Consider the following 16,670-nt stretch of genomic DNA (forward strand, 5'->3'; position numbering starts at 1 on the left):
AGGTCATTCCGTTTAGCGGAAAACGTCAGCGCCTTGCCGCTGTGGATGCCATACGGCATGATCGCGGGCAGAGCAAAATTCATAGCCGCAGGCAATGCGGCAGCCGACAAGGGAGGCCTTCCATGAAGAGAGCAATCACAGGTATGTTCGCCGCCGCGCTGGCGATGTCGGCGACTGCGGCGCTGGCGCAGAGCAAGCCGCCGCTCAAGCTCGGCGGCATTCTCGACATGTCCGGGCTTTACGCAGATATCACCGGGCCGGGCTCGGAGACCGCCGCGAAGATGGCGGTGGAGGATTTTGGCGGCGAGGTGCTGGGACGCAAGGTCGAGATCCTCGCGGCGGACCATCTCAACAAGGCCGACCTCGCGGCCAGCATTGCGCGTGACATGCTCGACAACCAGGGCGTCGAGATGATCTACGACGTGGCGGCTTCCGCCACCGCGCTTGCCGCCGGCGAGCTCGCCAAGGCACGCAACAAGATCATCATGTATAGCGGCCCGGCCTCGATCCGGCTGAGCAACGAGGCCTGCGGTCCCTACACCGTGCATTATTCCTACGACACGTTTGGGCAGGCGAACTCCACCGGGCTCGCCACCGTCAAGTCCGGCTTCGACACCTGGTTCTTCCTCACCGCCGATTATGCGTTCGGCCAGGACCTGGAAAAGGACACAACAAATGTGGTGGTGAAGGCCGGCGGCAAGGTGCTGGGCGGCGTCAAGCATCCGCTCAACACGTCGGACTTCTCCTCGTTCCTGCTGCAGGCGCAGAGTTCGAAGGCCAAGGTCGTCGGTCTCGCGAATGCCGGCGGCGATACCATCAACGCGATCAAGCAGGCGGCGGAATTCGGGCTGACCAAGAGCGGCGGCCAAAAACTCTCCCCGCTACTTGCCTTCGTGACCGACATCGACAGCGTCGGCCTGGAGACGGCGCAGGGCCTGCTGCTGGCGGAGGCCTTCTACTGGGATCTAAATGACGATACCCGCGCGTTCTCAAAACGCTTCCAGGAGCGCGTCAAGCGGCCGCCGACCGCGGCGCAGGCCAGCGTCTACTCTTCCGTCAGCCATTACCTGAAGGCCGTGAAGGCCGCGAACACCACAGATGCGGCCGCGGTGATGAAGGTCATGAAGGAGACGCCGGTCAACGACATGTTCGCCAAGAACGGCAAAATCCGCGAGGATGGCCGGATGGTGCACGACATGTATCTGTTCGAGGTGAAGAAGCCCTCGGAATCGAAGGCGCGCTGGGATTATTACAAGCTCCTCGCGACGATCCCCGGCAGCGAGGCGTTCCAGCCGCTGGAAGCGTCGCGCTGTCCGCTGGTGAAGAAATAAGACGCATCCTCGTAGGGTGGGCAAAGCGCAGCGTGCCCACCATGCCAGCGGCAAAAGTTGGTGGGCACGGCGCAAGCGCGCCTTTACCCACCCTACGACACCACCCATCGTCATTGCGAGCGAAGCGAAGCAATCCATAGGCGGCAAAGAAAGTGTGGATTGCTTCGCTGCGCTCGCAATGACAGCGTGAGATCCAATTCATCTCAACCAACAACAACGAAGGCACGACACATGAGCGCAAACGAAATGGTCCTCCAGAAGCTGGATTCCGGCTTGCTCACCATCACCATGAATCGCCCCGACCGGCGCAACGCGCTCAATCCGGACATGACGCGCGGGCTGGTGGAGGCGGCGCGCCGCGCTGCGGAGGATCACGAGGTGCGTGCGGTGCTGATCAAGGGCGCCGGCGGCACGTTCTGCGTCGGCGGCGACGTGAAATCGATGGCGGAGGGCAGGGCGCCGCTCGGCTTCGAGGCCAAGATGGCCAATCTGCGCCGCGGCATGGAAGTGTCGCGCATCCTGCACCAGATGCCCAAGCCCGTGGTGGCGCAACTCGATGGCGCCGCCGCCGGCGCAGGCCTCTCGATCGCGCTGTCCTGCGACCTTCGTATCGCCAGCGCCTCCTGCAAGATCACGACCGCCTTCGCCAAGGTTGGCCTGTCGGGCGATTACGGCGGCACCTATTTCCTCACCCAGATGCTCGGCAGCGCCAAGGCACGCGAGCTCTATCTGACCTCGCCGGTGCTGAGCGCGACGGAGGCCTACAATCTCGGAATGGTGACAAAAGTGGTGCCGGACGCCGACATCGAAGCCGAGGCGCAAGATCTCGCGATGTCGCTGGCGCAGGGGCCATCGGTAACGCTGGGCTACATCAAGCGCAACATCAACAACGCCGAGACGATGTCGCTGGAAGCCTGCTTCGACGCCGAAGCGATCCACCATTCGCGTTCGGGCGATACCGCCGATCACAAGGAAGCGGCAAAGGCGTTCGTCGAGAAGCGCAAGCCCGCGTTTCAGGGGCAGTGAGATGGCTGAGTATCTCAGGCTACGGCAGATCTGCCTGGTGGCGCCGCATCTGGAGCCCGTGATCTCAAATATTTCCGAAATCATGGGCCTCAAGGAGTGCTACCGCGACGGCAACGTCGCCAAATACGGGCTGGAGAACGCGCTGCTGCCGGTGGACACGATCCTGCTGGAAGTGGTGGCGCCGACCCAGCCGGGCACGGCGGCAGGACGCTTCCTCGACAAGACCGGCGGCCGCGGCGGCTACATGGCGATCTTCTGCTGCGACGATCCCGACGCGCGCGGCAAGCATGCCAACGGGATGGGTGTGCGGACCGCCAACGTGATCACGCACGCGCCATACCGTGGCGTGCAACTGCACCCGCGCGATTGCCGCGCCGCGTTCATCGAGTTCAATCACACCACGGGCAGCGACGATGTGCTGGGGCCCTATCCGCCGGCGGGGCCGGACTGGCAGAAGGCGATCCGGAAAGATGTGACGCTGGCGTTGACGGAAGTCGAGATGCAGAGCCCGGATCCGCAGGGGCTGGCGGAGCATTGGGGGAAGATTTTGGGTGTCGCCGTGAGCAAGGGCGCGGGCGGCGAGCCGGAACTGAAATTGCCCAACGCCGGCTTTCGTTTCGTCAAGGGCGCGAGCGATCTGATGAGCGGGTTGACGTTCAGGGTTGCTGACGTCGCGAAAGTGCGCGATGCAGCCAAGGCGAAGGGCTGCAAGGTGTCGGGTGATACGTTCGATCTTTGCGGGGTGACGTTCAAGCTGGTGGCGTGAGGCCGTAGGGTGGGCAAAGCGAAGCGTGCCCACCATGCATCTCAGCCTGCGAACGAGATGGTGGGCACGCTGCGCTTTGCCCACCCTACGAAGTAACGTTCGGCGCAGTCTTACCGTCCCTTGAAATTCGCCACGCGGCGTTCAGCTGTGGCCTTGACGCCTTCCTTGAAGTCTTCCGTCTTGCGCAGCCGCGACTGTTCAGCGAGTTCGTGGTTGGTGGCGGCGAGCACGCGGTCGGCGAGGCCGGCGCGCATGGTGGCGCGGGTGGAGAGCAGGCCGAGCGGCGAGCATTCGGCGATCTCGTTGGCGAGCTTCATCGCTTCAGCCCGCACCTGGTCCTGCGGCACGCAGACATTGGCGAGGCCCATGCGGGTGGCTTCCTCGCCGGTGACGCGGCGGCTGGTGTAGAAGATCAGTTCCGCATTGTTCTTGCCGACCAGTTCGGGGAGCGTCGTGGTCAGGCCGAAGCCGGGATGAAAACCGAGCTTGGTGAAATTGGCGGAGAAGCGCGCCTCCGGGCAGGTGACACGGAAATCCGCCGATACCGCAAGCCCGAGGCCGCCGCCGATGGCGGCGCCGTGCACCGCGGCGACGACCGGCTTCTTGGCGCGGAAGATGCGCACGGCGTGCAGATAAAGGCTGTTGATCGAGCCCAGGCTGTCGGCGGGATCGCCCTTGGCCTCGGCCTCCTCCTGCGCCTGCCGCGTCGGATCGCTGAAATTGGCGCCGGCGCAGAACGCCTTGCCTTGTGCGGCGAGAACCGAGGCGCGGATTTCGATGTCCTTGTCGAACTCCTCCAGCGCGTCCGCGATCTGGTTGATCAGCGAGATGTCGAAGAAGTTCAGCGGCGGCCGCCGGATTTCGATCAGGCCGACATGGCCGTGCTTCTCGACGCCGATATCCGTGTATTTGGTCATTGGGGTTCCTCTTTGAATTAGCGAAGACCAGGCCCGCGCGCCTAGCGCAGACCAAGCCCGCGGGCGATGATGCCGCGCAGCACTTCGGTGGTGCCGCCTTGGATCGTCAGCTTGGGCGCGGTCTTGATCGCGAAGTCGAGCTGCTTTTCCAGCGTCTCGCGGTTGGTGGCGGTTTCCTCGACAAAGGCGGCGAGCTCGCGGACGCGCTGCGGCAGTTGCTGCTCCCACACCGTGCCGATGTCCTTGACGATGGAAGCTTCCACCACCGGCTCCTTGCCGGCCTGCAGCATGCCGGCCACCGAAACCGACATGCGCCGCATGGTGTGCACCTGCGCCACCAGGCGGCCGATGCCTTCGGCGCTGCGGGTATCCGGGTTCTTGCCGACGGCGCGGACCAGTTCGGTCAGCACGTAATAAGTTTCGAGAAAACGTTCCGGGCCCGACCGTTCATAGGCCAGCTCCGAAGTTGCCTGCTTCCAGGCGCCGTCGATTTCGCCGAGCACGTGATCCTCGGGAATGAAATGGTCGGTGAACACAACCTCGTTGAATTCATACTGGCCGGTGATCTGGCCGATCGGATTCACCTGGATGCCCGGCTGCTTCATCTTGACCAGAAACTGCGTCAGGCCGTGACGGCGGTTCTCTTTGGTGGGCGGTGACGTCCGGAAGATCGCGATCATGTAGTCGGCGATATGGGCCGAGGAGGTCCAGATCTTGGTGCCGTTGATCAGATAGCCACCGTCGGTCTTGGTGGCGCGGGTTTTCGCCGCGAACAGATCGGAGCCGGAATTCGGCTCGCTCATGCCGATTGCAAAGCAGATCTCGCCGCGGCAGATGCGCGGCAGGATGTCCATCTTGATATTCTCGGGCGCGTATTTCAGCAGCACCGGGCCGCTCTGCCGGTCGGCGACGAAGAAGCGCCGCGTCGGCGCGTTCGCGACGCGCATTTCCTCGGTCACGACATAGCGTTCGAGGAACGAGCGCTCGTGGCCGCCATATTTCTTCGGCCACGTCATGCCGAGCCAGCCGCGCGCGCCGACCTTTCGGGAAAATTCCGGCACGTCGGTGTCCTCGCGGTTCGGCTGGTGCGGATCGAAGGTGCCGGCGGCGATTTCCTCCGCGAGGAAGGCGCGGACTTCCTTGCGCAACTGCTCGCATTCGCTCGGCAGGCGGATCGGATCGAAACGGAGGGCTGCGGTCATTTAATGTCTCGACTTCTGTGCAGGCAGATCGGTGTTGATGTCAGCGCGAGGCCACCAGCGGCCACAATTCATCGGCGCCACGGTTGGCTACCAGCTTGCCGAGCTCGACCGCCCAGTAGCTCTCGGAGCCGAAATCGTCGCGCCACGCCAGCGCGCGCAGCGAATAGCGGTGCAGGATGTGCTCGATGGTGAAGCCGATCGCGCCATGCACCTGATGGGCAATGGCGCCGCCCTTCTCCGCCGCCTCCGCGCAGCGGATTTTTGCCGCCACCGCTTCGAGAAACACTTCGTCGTTGAAGGTGGTCGCGTTGGCAATGGCGTCGGCGGCCGAAGTCGCCGCTGCCAGTGCCGCCGCCGACTCGCCGGCGAGCCGCGCCAGATTGTGCTGCACCGCCTGGAATTTCGAAATCTTCTTCTCGAAGGCGACGCGCTCGTTGGAATAGCGCACGGAAATTTCCAGCATCGATTCCAGCGCGCCTGCGATCTGCAGACTGCGCGCGACGCCGCCCATCAGCATCAGCCGGGTCTGGTCGAATCCTTGCGGCGCGGGCTTGGTCGTGACCGGCTGCACCTTGTCCAGCGTCACGGTGTCCGAATTGTCGCCGCCGAGATTGAGCCCGGTCTCGATCCGGCATTTGGCGGCATCGACCAGCGCGATGGAGAAGCTGCCCTTCGCGTCACTTGCGAGCACCGCGAAGTGCTTTGCAGCTTTCGCAAACGGCACGCCGCGGGCACGGCCTGAGAGGCTGCCGTCGGCATTGACGGTAATCCGGTCCTTCGGGCTCGCGGGCACCACCGTCATTTCGCCGTCGGGCGAAGCGATCCTGGCCTGCGCCAGCAGCCAGCCTGCCAGCATGGTCTCTGCCAACGGCACCGCGACGGCAAAGCGGCCAGCCGCGCTCAACACGCTGAAACCTTCGGCGAGAGAGGCGCCGGAGCCGCCGCAATCTTCGCCCACCCAGGACAGCGGCAGGCCGGCCTCGGTCAGCGCCTGCCAGAGCGGCGCTTTCCACGCGCCTTTATCATCGCGATTGATGGTTTGGGCGTCGGCGAGGTCGGCGAAGATTTTCTCCGCGGTCTCGGCAACGATGTTCTCACTCTCCGCCACAGCGTTCCCCGATTTGAAATTGGCATGCCAATCCCAACGGTTATGCCGGGCTCGGCTGCGGTCTTTTCTTGCGCTTTATGATGGGCAAAAGCCATAGCCGTGACAAGCGCTGTCCGCAGGGCGGCATGAGGCGTTGGCATGAAGGCCATCAGGCAATGAATAAATTCCGCGCAACGGATTTCGCGGATTTGCACGCCATTCATCGCGGGATATGGTAGCCGTGAAGCCTGTCCACGGGCGGTTCGAAACCCAGCCAAAAGCAACAAGAGGAAATGCGGATGTCGAAGGATGGTTTGTGCGCGATAGTCACCGGTTCTGCCTCGGGCCTCGGGGCCGCCACCGCCGCCATTCTGGCAAAGGGCGGCGCGCGCATCGTCGTCAACTATTCCAACAGCAAGGCGGAAGCTGAAGCGACCGCCGATCTCTGCCGCAGCGCCGGCGCAGAAGTCGTGGTCGTGCAGGGCGACGTATCGCGCGATGACGATTGCAAGAAGATCGCCGCCGCCGCGGCGGCATGGGGCCGCCTCGATGTGCTGGTCAACAATGCCGGCACCACCAAGCATGTGCCGCATCACGATCTTGACGGGCTAACGGCTGAGGATTTTCAGCGCATCTACGCCGTCAACACGATTGGCCCGTTCCAGATGATCCGCGCCGCGCGCGCGCAACTCGAGGCCGGCGCGAAAGCCTCCGGCCTGCCGTCGGCCGTGGTCAACGTGTCGTCGGTCGCCGGCATTTCCGGCGGCGGCTCCTCGGTCGCCTATGCCGCGAGCAAGGGCGCGCTCAACACCATGACGCAATCGCTGGCGCGCGCGCTGGCGCCATTGATCCGCGTCAACACGGTGTGCCCCGGCTATATCGATACGCCCTGGTTCACCAAGGGCCGTGGCGAGGCCGGCGCCAAGGCCGTGCGCGACGCCGTGGTGGCGAAGGTGCCGCTGAAGGTCGCCTCGACGGCCGACGATATCGCGCAACTGGTGTGCTTCCTCGCCTCGCCGGCGTCGAGCAACATGACCGGCGAGTTCGTGCGAATGGATGCGGGCATGCATCTGGTGTTGTGATTGCCACAGAATCGTAGCCCGGATGGAGCCACCGGGTCGCGCGAATGCGCGCCCGATGACAGGCTCCGCGCAATCCGGGGGCCATTGTCGCCGTTGTTCCCGGATTTCGCTTCGCTCCATCCGGGCTACATTCTACGGTCTGACCGTCATTGCGGGATCGTAGGGTGGGCAAAGCGAAGCGTGCCCACCATTGTCAGTCCGGGAGAGAATGGTGGGCACGGCGCAAAGCGCGCCTTTGCCCACCCTACGAGTTCTCACCTGTTGCCTGGATCCGATATCATGCGGCGGGCCACCAGCCGGTTCCAGATGAACAGCACTATGAGCGCGCCGATGGTGGCGGTGATGAAGCCGGCGCCCTGTTCGGGGCCGTAATAGCCCATCGCCTGGCCAATGAACGTCGCGAGAAACGCGCCGGCGATGCCGAGCACCGTGGTCAGGATGAACCCGCTTGGATTATTCGGGCCCGGTGAAAGCAGGCGCGCGATGATCCCTGCGACAAAGCCGACGACGATAACCCAGATAATCCCGCTCATGGCTGTCCCCTTCCAATGCATCGATGGTGAAGCGGCGCGGCGATGGCCGCCGCGCTGGATTCTTGTTTGACGCGCTTCTTCACGCGAACCGCTATGGTGCGCTTCAAATCCAGCGCGACATTTCGTTCTCGTCCGGCAGCCGTCCGTCCGGCGTCAGTTTGTTGACGACATCGGGCAAGTACTGGCTGAGACCTTGCAGCAAGTCGTCACGCGAGAGTCCGCTCTGGGCGGAAAGCGCCTCGATCTGATCGGCGCCGAGCGCGCTGCCGAGGTCGCCGGGCGAGACCTGCTTGTTGGGGCCGTTGCTGACCCACGAGTCGGCCTGATCGCCCAACCCCTGTTGCTGGAATTGCTTAAGGAGGTCGCCGAGGCCGCCGCTCAGGATGGTACCGGCCGCGCCGCCCGCGAGCAGACCGCCCAATCCGCCCTTGAGCATGTCGCTCATACCGCCCGCGCCGCCGCCGGGCATGCCGGCAGTCACATTGCCGGGTGCAGGAGCGGGCGCGGGTCGCGGTGCGGAGCCGGCCTGATTGCCGGTGAAATGCTTGATGCCTTTCCAGGCCAATAGCGCCAGGATCGCCATCGTCATCGGCGACATGCCGCCGCCGCTGTCGGATTGTTCGCTGGGGCGGCTCGGGCCGCGCGGGCCATTCTGCATGCCGTTGAGTACGTCGAGTAAACCCATGGTCGTCTCCTCCGTAGCCCCGCGTGAAACATAACGGTGGCGTATGACGGTTACAAGGAGTGGGCGGCCAGCGCCTGCGATAGGCACGGTCCGCGCGCTCTGCTATTTTGAAGCCCGGTGCAACGTGTTGGTGGCGAAATGGTTTCGGGCCAAACGATCGGTATTGCAGGGGCGGGCAGCATCGGCTGCTTCGTCGGTAGCATGCTGGCGGCCGGCGGCCGCCGCGTCGCGCTGCTGGCGCGTCCGCGCGTGATCGCTGAAATCGAAGCAGTCGGCCTGCGGCCGACGAGCTTTGAAGGTTTTGACCAAACCATCACGCGCGATCGGTTCGCATTGTCGGAAAATCCTTCCGTTTTTGAGAACGCCGGCATCGTGCTCGTCACGGTCAAGAGCGCCGATACCGCTGCTATGGCCGACATCATTGCCAAGCATGCACCATCAGATGCCGTCATCGTCAGCCTGCAAAACGGCGTCGGCAATGCCGCCGTCCTCCGTCATCGCCTGCCGGGGCGGCGCGTGCTCGGCGGCATGGTGGCGTTCAACGTGATGGCGCTCGGCAACGGGCGGTTTCATCGCGCCACTTCCGGCGACATCGTGATCGAGCAGGACGAGGCGCGCACGGCCGAAAAATTGTCGGTGCCGGGCCTGAAGATGCTGCCGACCGACAACATTGAGGGTGTGCAATGGGGCAAACTCCTGCTCAATCTCAACAACGCGCTCAATGCGCTGGCGGATCTGCCGCTGCGTCGGCAGCTTGCGCAACGACCATGGCGGCGATTATTCGCCGACCAGGTCGCCGAGGGGCTGGCGGCGATCCGGGCCGAGGGCATCAAGCCGGTCTCGCCGACACCGATCCCGTTCAGCTGGTTGCCGCCCCTGTTGCGCCTGCCGGATCCGATTTTCGAGATGCTGCTGGGGCGGACGATGAAGATCGATCCCGAGGCGCGCTCGTCGATGTGGGAAGATTTGAAACACGGCCGGCGCACCGAGATCGATTATCTGCAGGGCGTCATCACCGGGATCGCCGAGCGGCGGCATCTGGAGGTGCCGCTGTCGCGCCGGATCGTGGAACTGATCCGGCAAGCCGAGCGTGACGCCAAGGGCTCGCCCGGCCTGACGCCGGAGCAGGTTCGCATGGGATGAGCGAATGCGACTGCCTTGAATTGCCGCCGGTCCGGCGGGATCCTGGAATGGGCGCGACGGAGGAGCGAATGAAACGGACAGGTCTGGCGCTGATCGCGATTGCCCTTGCCGGTTGGGCATCACTGGTTCCTGCCCACGCCGTGCCGCCGACGGCGACGCCGTCGCCGGGCTATGAGGCGAGATTGCAGGAGCAGCGGGCGGCGTCACGGGCGGTCGTAGCGCCGGTCGTCAAGCCGCGTCGCGCCAAGAAGCCGCGCGCGCATTGAGGCGGATGTCGCCACGTGAACACGCCTACGCTGTCGTCCCTGCGAACGCAGGGACCCATACCGCGTGATCTATCGATGAAGCGTGGTGACCGACGCTCTCCGTTAGTCAACCAGGGCTGTGGGCTACTGAAGCGACGGCGTCGTGCCGCGTGCCCTCCATAACGGCCGCGGTGTATGGGTCCCTGCGTTCGCAGGGACGACAGAAGCGTCAGCTCTTCTTCTGCTTGGCCTGCTGTTGTTGCTGCTGCTGCTGTGGGTTGAACAGCTTTTTCAGTTCGTTGACTTTCTCTGAAAGCCGCGGCCATTCACACGAGAACTGGTTCTTGGCGCATTGGGCAGCCCTGATGCGTGCTGCCTGCTTGACCGGACTTGCCACCGGCACTGGCACCTTTTCGGTTTCAGCCACCACAGGAGGGGTCGGTTCGGTGCGCAGCGAGACCTGCTGCCACTCCTGCGCCGGCGGCGGCTCTGGCTGTTGCTGCTTGGCCGCCATCGCTGCGGCGATGTGGTTGCGCCGCTCGCGCTCGAGGTAGGCGGTATATTGCTCGTCGATTCTCTTCTGCTCTTCCGGCGTCGGGTTGGGCCCTGCGATGTCGAAGGTCCGGTCCTGCATGAAATCGTAATAGGTGTAGCCGCCGCCGGGCTTGCGGCGGCCGGCGTACTTCGCGTTGCATTCGGCGAGCTTCGCCGTCTTTTCTTCCTTGGTCTTCGCCTTCTCGGCCACATCGGCGCAGGATTCGAAATCGACAGGTGCGCTGCGCCACCACTGCGCGTCGCAGCGCACCGGGGCCAGCACGACGAGGCTCCCGATGGTGGCAACAACAAACGAAGATGCACGTGAGGCGATCACGGACGGTAGGCTCCAGTCGAATTCTCTAGGGAACTTTGATTGAGTCGATTGTCATCATTTTGGCAGCGCTGTCACCCCGAAACTGCACGATTTTCCCGCTGTCGTTGTGACCTTATCCCTTGGATGTGACCGATGGAACACAGCGCTATGTCGTTGAAAGTAATTGAGGAAATTCAACGGCAAACTACGCTGCGTACACCGTGCTGCAGCGATTCTAAGCGCACCATCTGAAGGCGAGCGAATAAGCGCGCCACATTGTGGCAAGAATCAGTCCGTTCCGCGCGCGCGGGCCAATGTTCGCGATGCCGTTTCATGGAACGTTGCGCGATAGAGTCTTGCAAACTCGCCCATGTGATGGAACCCGTTGGCGCGGGCGCACGACGTCACGGTGATGGCGTCGGAGCCTTTCCCGAGTTGTGTGCGGGCAGACCAAAGCTGCTTGAGGCGCAAATAGCGATGCAGGCTCATGCCGCGAACGCTCGCCACCGCCGTGCCCAGCGTTCTGACCGACACGCCGCATTGCTCGGCGAGGTCGGCGCTGTAGATCGCAGAGGCGGCGTGAAAGGCGACATACTCGTCGATCGTGCGAACGAGGCGGCAATAGCTCCTGCTGGCAAGCCGGCCAGCCAACTCCGGCGTTCGGCCGCTGTGGAACATCTCGTCGATGGCGAGCAGCAGGCTTTCCTGGAGGGCAAGCGCCGAGCGCGGCTCCTGCAACAGATCGGGTCTGGCGGAAGCCGTCTGCAAAATGCCTGTCGTGACGGATCTGACCGTCGCCAGCGCGTCGGCGTCCGGTGTGAACAGGCAAAGCTCGTCCGGCGTATCGAACCATTCCCGATCCTGCAGGCCGGCGCCGAGGGTGATGATCGCGTGCAGCGATCCGCGGGGCTCAACGAATTGCAAATCCAGATTGCCGCGCATGCCGATGAAGGCCGGACGGTTCACGGACATGCCGTTCACGGATACGTCGTAGTCGTCCTCCATCTGGAAGATGACGACGCCATGCGCCGCGCGGTAGCTGACATCGACGATGCGGGGAAACGAGGTGAGCACGGCGATCTGGCAGAACGGCAACTGCACCGCCGCGCGCGCGGTATGGAAATTGGCGAGATTCAGCGGGACGCTGCGTGCGTCCGCGACGAACTCGACCGGCCGGAAGGCGTCGATGTCGGAAAACTGAACTATCGAAAGCGCCGGTGAAGGCGAAAGCTTCTGAAACAGCATCTGGGGCAACTGCCGTGCGAATCTTCGAATTCGGATATTAACGTCGAATGGGTCTGGTTAAACCCGTGTTAACACGTGTGGCCGAGCAAGTGCGGTTTCACGCCGCGGGTCAACGACGGGCGCCCATTCGGTGCCGGGCGCGGTCGGAAAACTGCCGAGTTCGAAGGGCTTAGCCGGGTAGGACCTGCTGATTGAGCACCGTAGAGGTGCTGCTTGTGTTGCAAATCCATTATAGCTGCTCCTGCGGAATGCTATTTGTTTTGCGGCAAGGGAGGACTTCATGGTGTTGCGCCATGCAGGTGACCTCACTCACCGCGGCGTCGGCTGTCGATGTTGCGTCGGCGGGCGAAATGACAGAAAAATCCAGCACAATCACCATGGGGAAACAGTCTGCATGAGCATCACCACGGCCATGACGAGCGTGCCGAAGCCCGCACCTGACCTGATCGAGGCGTTCAGGGGCGCGCCGACCTCCGTGATCAGCGACAACCTTGCCCGGCTGCCGGGCGCCGTAGGCCTGCGGCCGTTCCATCGCGGCAGCAAGCTGGTGGGCGTCGCGTTCACTGTGCGCACGCGGCCCGGCGACAATCTTGCAATCCACCGGGCGCTGGAACTGGTTGGACCGGGCGACGTCATCGTGGTCGATGGCGGTGGCGACGAGACGCGGGCGCTGGTCGGCGAGATCATGAAGAACATCGCCGAGTACAGGGGTGCCGCGGGCTATGTCATCGACGGCGCCATCCGCGACGTCGCTTCATTCGCCGCATCCGACTTTCCCTGCTTTGCCCGTGCGGCGATCCACCGCGGGCCCTACAAGAGCGGCCCCGGCGAGATCAACGTGCCGGTTTCGATCGGCGGCTCGGTGATCTCCCCCGGCGACATCGTGGTCGGCGACGAGGATGGCGTGGTGTCATTTCCCGCCGCGATCGCAGCCACGGTGCTGGAGGCGGTCCGCGCCCAGATCGCGCGCGAGGAGGATACGCTTCTCGCGATCCGCGAAGGCCGCTACCAGGGCAGCTACGGCAAATCTTGAGGGATAAGTCTTGATCGATGCGCCACGGGCGCTTGAGGAGGAACGATGAGTCAGAAGGACGAATTTCACAATCTGGATAATCCAGCCGACGGCCTGTTTCGCGAACTCGCGTCCGGGGTCACGACGCGAATCTTCTCCGGCGAGCACGCGATGCTGTCGGTGGTGATGCTGGCGCCGCACGCGCAAGGCACCCTGCATCATCACCCCGAGGAACAATGGGGCGTGCTGCTCGACGGCTCGGCCATCCGGGTTCAGGGCGGTGAGGAAATTCCGGTGAAGAAGGGCGATTTCTGGCGCACGCCGGGGAACGTGCCGCACACCATGCGGGCTGGACCGGAAGGTGCCCGTGTGCTTGACATCTTCAGCCCGCCGCGGCCCGAGTACAAAAAGGCCGGGTCCGGCTTCGGCTAGCTAAAGTCTGCGAACAAAAAAACAAAAGATCGCAGCGACAATGGGAGGAGAGTTCAGGTGAAGATTACCAGACGCAATTTGCTTGCGGCGTCGGCCGCGTTCGCTGTCACGCCGGCGCTGGCGCAGCCGGCAAAGAACATGACGCTGGTGGTGCCGTTCCCGCCGGGCGGCTCCACCGACGCGCTGGCGCGGCTGCTGCAGTCCCATCTGCAGACGAAGCTCGGCCGCACCGTGCTGGTGGAGAACAAATCCGGCGCGGCCGGCTCGCTCGGCGCCATACAGGTCGCGAAAAGCGCGCCTGACGGCGCGACGTTCCTGGTGACCTTCGACTCGCACGCGGTCATCCCCTCGATCCTCGAAAAGCCAGGTGTCGACGTCGAGAAGGATCTGGTGCCGGTGTTCCTGGTCGGCACCGCGCCTTACGTCGTCGCCGCGAATGCCGAGCGGCCGTACAAGACCTTTGCCGACGTCGTCGCGGCGTGCAAGGCAAACCCCGGCGCGGTGAAATACGCCTCCGTCGGCATCGGCACGCTCGGTCATCTGGCGATGACGGTGCTCGGCAAGAAGGCGGGCGTCGAGATCACGCATGTGCCCTACCGTGGCGGCGGCCCGGCGATGAACGACGTGCTCGGCGGCCATGTCGATATGATCGTGGGATCGGCCGCGCTGATCACGGCGCAGCTGGGCACCAACATGCTGCGTCCCATCCTGCAGATGGGACGCGAGCGGATGCCCGTACTCAAGGACACGCAGACCGCGATCGAGGCAGGCTTCCCCGATTTCGAGACGCTGGCATGGTGGGGCGTTTTCGCGCCCAAGGACACGCCGCCCGACATCATCGCCAGCATGGCCAAATCAGTGAAGGAGATTCTGAGCGAGCCGGCCGTGGCGTCGCAACTGCGCGAGACGCAGCAGATGACGCTGCTGCTCGCCGACGGCAAGGAGTTCTCGACCTTCTTCGCCAAGCAGGTCAGCATCTGGGGCCAGGTCGTTCGCGAGAACAACATCAAGGCGTAGCGGCGGAAATCCTGACGCTCCCCGGCTGTGTTGCCGCGGCAACATGGCGCGGGCCGGATCAGCACTATGCTGAACCGGCATGGCCGCAAACAACTAGCGGCGGTACACAGGGCTGAACAAGCTGCAACTGGAGCCGTCGATGGACGGCTCCTTTTTGGCTTTTGTGATCCTGTCTTCACAATCTTTCGACCCGGAACCGGGCTTCCGTGCGACCGAAGAGGCGGGTCACGGAGGGCTGGCGATGACACGCGCCCTTTGATATGAAGTTTCCAAGTACCTGCCACGCAAGCGGGTTCGCGGTCCCGTAGCTCAGCCGGATAGAGCGACGGTTTCCTAAACCGTAGGTCGCATGTTCGAGTCATGCCGGGATCGCCAGTTTCAGAATCCAACAACCCAAATAAAGATGGGCATTTCCCGGGAAGATTAACTTTTTCTTTTCGTCTCTAGCGGAGAGATGAGTGCCTAGAAAGCACAACCATAGAAGGCGCAAATGATCGGCGCACTCTCGTCAGGATTGATATCGTCTCGGCAGACTGGAATGTCGGCGCCTCTAATGGAGATGCCGGATTTTAAGCCTCGCATGATCGCGACAATCGAGCCGCAAAAGACGTCGCCGGAGGACATGAAAGCCGCATGGCTGGCGGCGCACCCTGTGATTAGTCCGGCTCAGGCGTTTGCGTCGAGCGCAGAACTCGGTCCGCCGGGCGGCTCCGGCCGCGCCGACAATCAGACCAAGAACATCCACACTGAAATCAAGGTCAACGGCAAGGTCATCGCGCGGACCTATAATACCGGTGCGGTTGAGATCGCCGACGAGTATTTTGCCGGCGATAAAAGGGTTGGCCCCGATCTCGCCGAGGACCGTGCCAACCGGATCAAGGCTGTGTTGCAAGGTTATGGTGCCGTGATGAAGGATGAGCAGGATCCGGTCGGCGGCATGCTGACCGCTGCATTCACGAAGGCGCCGATACTTGAACTTCTGAAAGCGGACACCGCCCTTTCTCAAGACGCGTGGCTTGAGGAACGGGCCAAAAAGGGTCCGCTCGATCCAGGTTCCTTCTTTTCGCGAACCGCCTGATCATTCACCGTATCTTTCCGATTGGTCGATCGCGACTTGCCCTGTACGTGGATTTGCCCGGCACGCCGATCGTCATCGCGTCGCGCGAGAAGGCCATTCCGTTCGCGAACGTTAGCGTCAATCGCACATACTAAATCATTCATGCGTCACGCCTTCGCGACGCGCGCATGTCAGCGGTCGGCGGGACCCGCTCGAACAGGTGCTCGTAATGCAGCACCAGTCCGGTATCGTCGACCACCAGATCCGCTTCAAAGCCGAACGATAGCCCAAGATCGACGTAGCGTACTCGTCCGGGGCCTTGCCGGTCGTAGCGCTGGCGCGACCGCGCCACCGTCAGCGCCGGCCCATCGATGTAGGCGGTATCAAGCGGCAGGCTTGCTCCTGCGCCAAGGGGCGTCCTGCGGATCGGGAAGGTGTTGCAGAATGGCGTGATCGACAAGTCCGGCTCTTCGGCGCCTTCGAGGTCCGGCCGCAGCACGCCGTCGACCCGCCAGCCGGTTCCGGCGCGTTCCAGATGCAGGAGACCATGGCCGTGCGCGTTCCAGCGCTCCACGGTGACGGTCAGCGCGCGCCATTCGGAATCGAGCTGCCAGCGATGGTCGATGCGATAGCCTCCGGCTTCGACGCAGATCGTGGTGGCGGTGGCCGTGACCTGGTCAGGCTCGATTGCCAGTTCCAGGCGTTCGAGGCCCTCGATATCGGTCCGGCGCCAAAACAGGACGGATGTGCTCATGGCAAGTCTCCTTCTTTTCCCCCAACCTTTGTTCTACGGAGGCAAGGATCATGCGTTACGCCGCCCGCGGATCGAACACGCGCACGTGTTCGAAGGGTTGCGCAGATCCTCCGACCCGTTCCCCGAATCCGGAGTCGCGCTCCAGGGATCGGTCAAGGCGGTCAGCGGGGCTAACCGGGCGCGTTTAGACCTTCAATCAGTGATCTATAGATTGTCACCACGCACAGCCGCACAACCTCGCTCGCGCCGGAGCGGTTTGTGCCCGTCACGCTCGCTCTCGGCCTCT

At 63.5% G+C, this 16,670-nt stretch carries 18 protein-coding genes and 1 tRNA gene; 11 read left to right on the forward strand and 8 right to left on the reverse strand.

Features of this window, described 5'->3' with window-relative positions; all coding sequences use genetic code 11:
* Positions 1-122 precede the first annotated feature (122 nt).
* The 3 genes from KIP88_RS16275 (at position 123) to KIP88_RS16285 (ending at position 3,123) form a co-directional block, all read left to right on the forward strand.
* Positions 123-1,331 carry an ABC transporter substrate-binding protein gene (locus KIP88_RS16275; RefSeq protein WP_214488941.1) on the forward strand — a complete coding sequence of 403 codons (1,209 nt, stop codon included), beginning with the start codon at positions 123-125 and terminating at the stop codon, positions 1,329-1,331.
* Between the two features lie 231 nt (positions 1,332-1,562).
* The gene (locus KIP88_RS16280; RefSeq protein WP_214488942.1) at positions 1,563-2,357 is read left to right on the forward strand and encodes an enoyl-CoA hydratase; all 795 of its coding nucleotides are present in this window, start codon (positions 1,563-1,565) and stop codon (positions 2,355-2,357) included.
* A gap of 1 nt (position 2,358) precedes the next feature.
* Positions 2,359-3,123 carry a hypothetical protein gene (locus tag KIP88_RS16285; protein WP_214488943.1) on the forward strand — a complete coding sequence of 255 codons (765 nt, stop codon included), beginning with the start codon at positions 2,359-2,361 and terminating at the stop codon, positions 3,121-3,123.
* Between the two features lie 110 nt (positions 3,124-3,233).
* On the opposite strand, the gene KIP88_RS16290 is transcribed toward KIP88_RS16285, so the two are convergent.
* Genes KIP88_RS16290 through KIP88_RS16300 form a run of 3 tightly spaced genes read right to left on the reverse strand, consistent with a single transcriptional unit; the run spans position 3,234 to position 6,350 of the window.
* Complete coding sequence (locus KIP88_RS16290) at positions 3,234-4,040, reverse strand: enoyl-CoA hydratase/isomerase family protein (protein WP_214488944.1); 807 nt, start codon at positions 4,038-4,040, stop codon at positions 3,234-3,236.
* Positions 4,041-4,081: 41 nt separating this feature from the next.
* Positions 4,082-5,242: an acyl-CoA dehydrogenase family protein gene (locus KIP88_RS16295; protein ID WP_214488945.1), complete on the reverse strand. Its 1,161-nt coding sequence runs from the start codon at positions 5,240-5,242 to the stop codon at positions 4,082-4,084.
* Positions 5,243-5,282: 40 nt separating this feature from the next.
* Complete coding sequence (locus KIP88_RS16300; RefSeq protein ID WP_214488946.1) at positions 5,283-6,350, reverse strand: acyl-CoA dehydrogenase family protein; 1,068 nt, start codon at positions 6,348-6,350, stop codon at positions 5,283-5,285.
* A gap of 278 nt (positions 6,351-6,628) precedes the next feature.
* Here KIP88_RS16300 and KIP88_RS16305 point away from each other — a divergent pair, with 278 nt between their 5' ends.
* Positions 6,629-7,411 carry an SDR family NAD(P)-dependent oxidoreductase gene (locus tag KIP88_RS16305; RefSeq protein ID WP_214488947.1) on the forward strand — a complete coding sequence of 261 codons (783 nt, stop codon included), beginning with the start codon at positions 6,629-6,631 and terminating at the stop codon, positions 7,409-7,411.
* A gap of 254 nt (positions 7,412-7,665) precedes the next feature.
* Here the strand turns inward: KIP88_RS16305 and KIP88_RS16310 are convergent, their stop codons facing one another.
* Both KIP88_RS16310 and KIP88_RS16315 read right to left on the reverse strand, forming a co-directional pair.
* Positions 7,666-7,944, reverse strand: coding sequence for a GlsB/YeaQ/YmgE family stress response membrane protein (locus KIP88_RS16310; RefSeq protein ID WP_214488948.1), 279 nt, complete (start codon positions 7,942-7,944; stop codon positions 7,666-7,668).
* Between the two features lie 103 nt (positions 7,945-8,047).
* The gene (locus KIP88_RS16315; protein WP_214488949.1) at positions 8,048-8,629 is read right to left on the reverse strand and encodes a YidB family protein; all 582 of its coding nucleotides are present in this window, start codon (positions 8,627-8,629) and stop codon (positions 8,048-8,050) included.
* Positions 8,630-8,767: 138 nt separating this feature from the next.
* Between KIP88_RS16315 and KIP88_RS16320 the strand changes: the two genes are divergently transcribed.
* Complete coding sequence (locus KIP88_RS16320; RefSeq protein WP_214488950.1) at positions 8,768-9,772, forward strand: 2-dehydropantoate 2-reductase; 1,005 nt, start codon at positions 8,768-8,770, stop codon at positions 9,770-9,772.
* A gap of 68 nt (positions 9,773-9,840) precedes the next feature.
* Complete coding sequence (locus tag KIP88_RS16325; RefSeq protein ID WP_214488951.1) at positions 9,841-10,038, forward strand: hypothetical protein; 198 nt, start codon at positions 9,841-9,843, stop codon at positions 10,036-10,038.
* A 208-nt stretch (positions 10,039-10,246) separates the two neighbouring features.
* Here the strand turns inward: KIP88_RS16325 and KIP88_RS16330 are convergent, their stop codons facing one another.
* A complete protein-coding gene (locus KIP88_RS16330; RefSeq protein WP_214488952.1) occupies positions 10,247-10,888 on the reverse strand; it encodes a hypothetical protein in 642 nt (213 codons plus the stop codon).
* A gap of 267 nt (positions 10,889-11,155) precedes the next feature.
* A complete protein-coding gene (locus KIP88_RS16335) occupies positions 11,156-12,112 on the reverse strand; it encodes a helix-turn-helix domain-containing protein (RefSeq protein ID WP_249790828.1) in 957 nt (318 codons plus the stop codon).
* Between the two features lie 394 nt (positions 12,113-12,506).
* Between KIP88_RS16335 and KIP88_RS16340 the strand changes: the two genes are divergently transcribed.
* From KIP88_RS16340 to KIP88_RS16360, 5 genes are all read left to right on the forward strand, one after another.
* The gene (locus tag KIP88_RS16340) at positions 12,507-13,145 is read left to right on the forward strand and encodes an RraA family protein (RefSeq protein ID WP_214488953.1); all 639 of its coding nucleotides are present in this window, start codon (positions 12,507-12,509) and stop codon (positions 13,143-13,145) included.
* A gap of 45 nt (positions 13,146-13,190) precedes the next feature.
* Positions 13,191-13,556 carry a dimethylsulfonioproprionate lyase family protein gene (locus tag KIP88_RS16345; protein WP_214488954.1) on the forward strand — a complete coding sequence of 122 codons (366 nt, stop codon included), beginning with the start codon at positions 13,191-13,193 and terminating at the stop codon, positions 13,554-13,556.
* A gap of 57 nt (positions 13,557-13,613) precedes the next feature.
* Complete coding sequence (locus tag KIP88_RS16350) at positions 13,614-14,573, forward strand: tripartite tricarboxylate transporter substrate binding protein (protein ID WP_214488955.1); 960 nt, start codon at positions 13,614-13,616, stop codon at positions 14,571-14,573.
* 298 nt (positions 14,574-14,871) lie between these two features.
* A tRNA-Arg gene (locus KIP88_RS16355) sits at positions 14,872-14,948 on the forward strand.
* A gap of 178 nt (positions 14,949-15,126) precedes the next feature.
* Entirely contained in the window at positions 15,127-15,651 is a 525-nt protein-coding gene (locus KIP88_RS16360; protein ID WP_214488956.1) for a hypothetical protein, read from the forward strand.
* A gap of 139 nt (positions 15,652-15,790) precedes the next feature.
* On the opposite strand, the gene KIP88_RS16365 is transcribed toward KIP88_RS16360, so the two are convergent.
* Positions 15,791-16,384 (reverse strand): putative glycolipid-binding domain-containing protein, encoded by a 594-nt coding sequence (locus KIP88_RS16365; protein WP_214488957.1) that lies wholly within the window; start codon positions 16,382-16,384, stop codon positions 15,791-15,793.
* Positions 16,385-16,670 lie beyond the last annotated feature (286 nt).

The sequence above is a fragment of the Bradyrhizobium sp. SRL28 genome, assembly GCF_018596315.1.
Classification (GTDB): domain Bacteria; phylum Pseudomonadota; class Alphaproteobacteria; order Rhizobiales; family Xanthobacteraceae; genus Bradyrhizobium.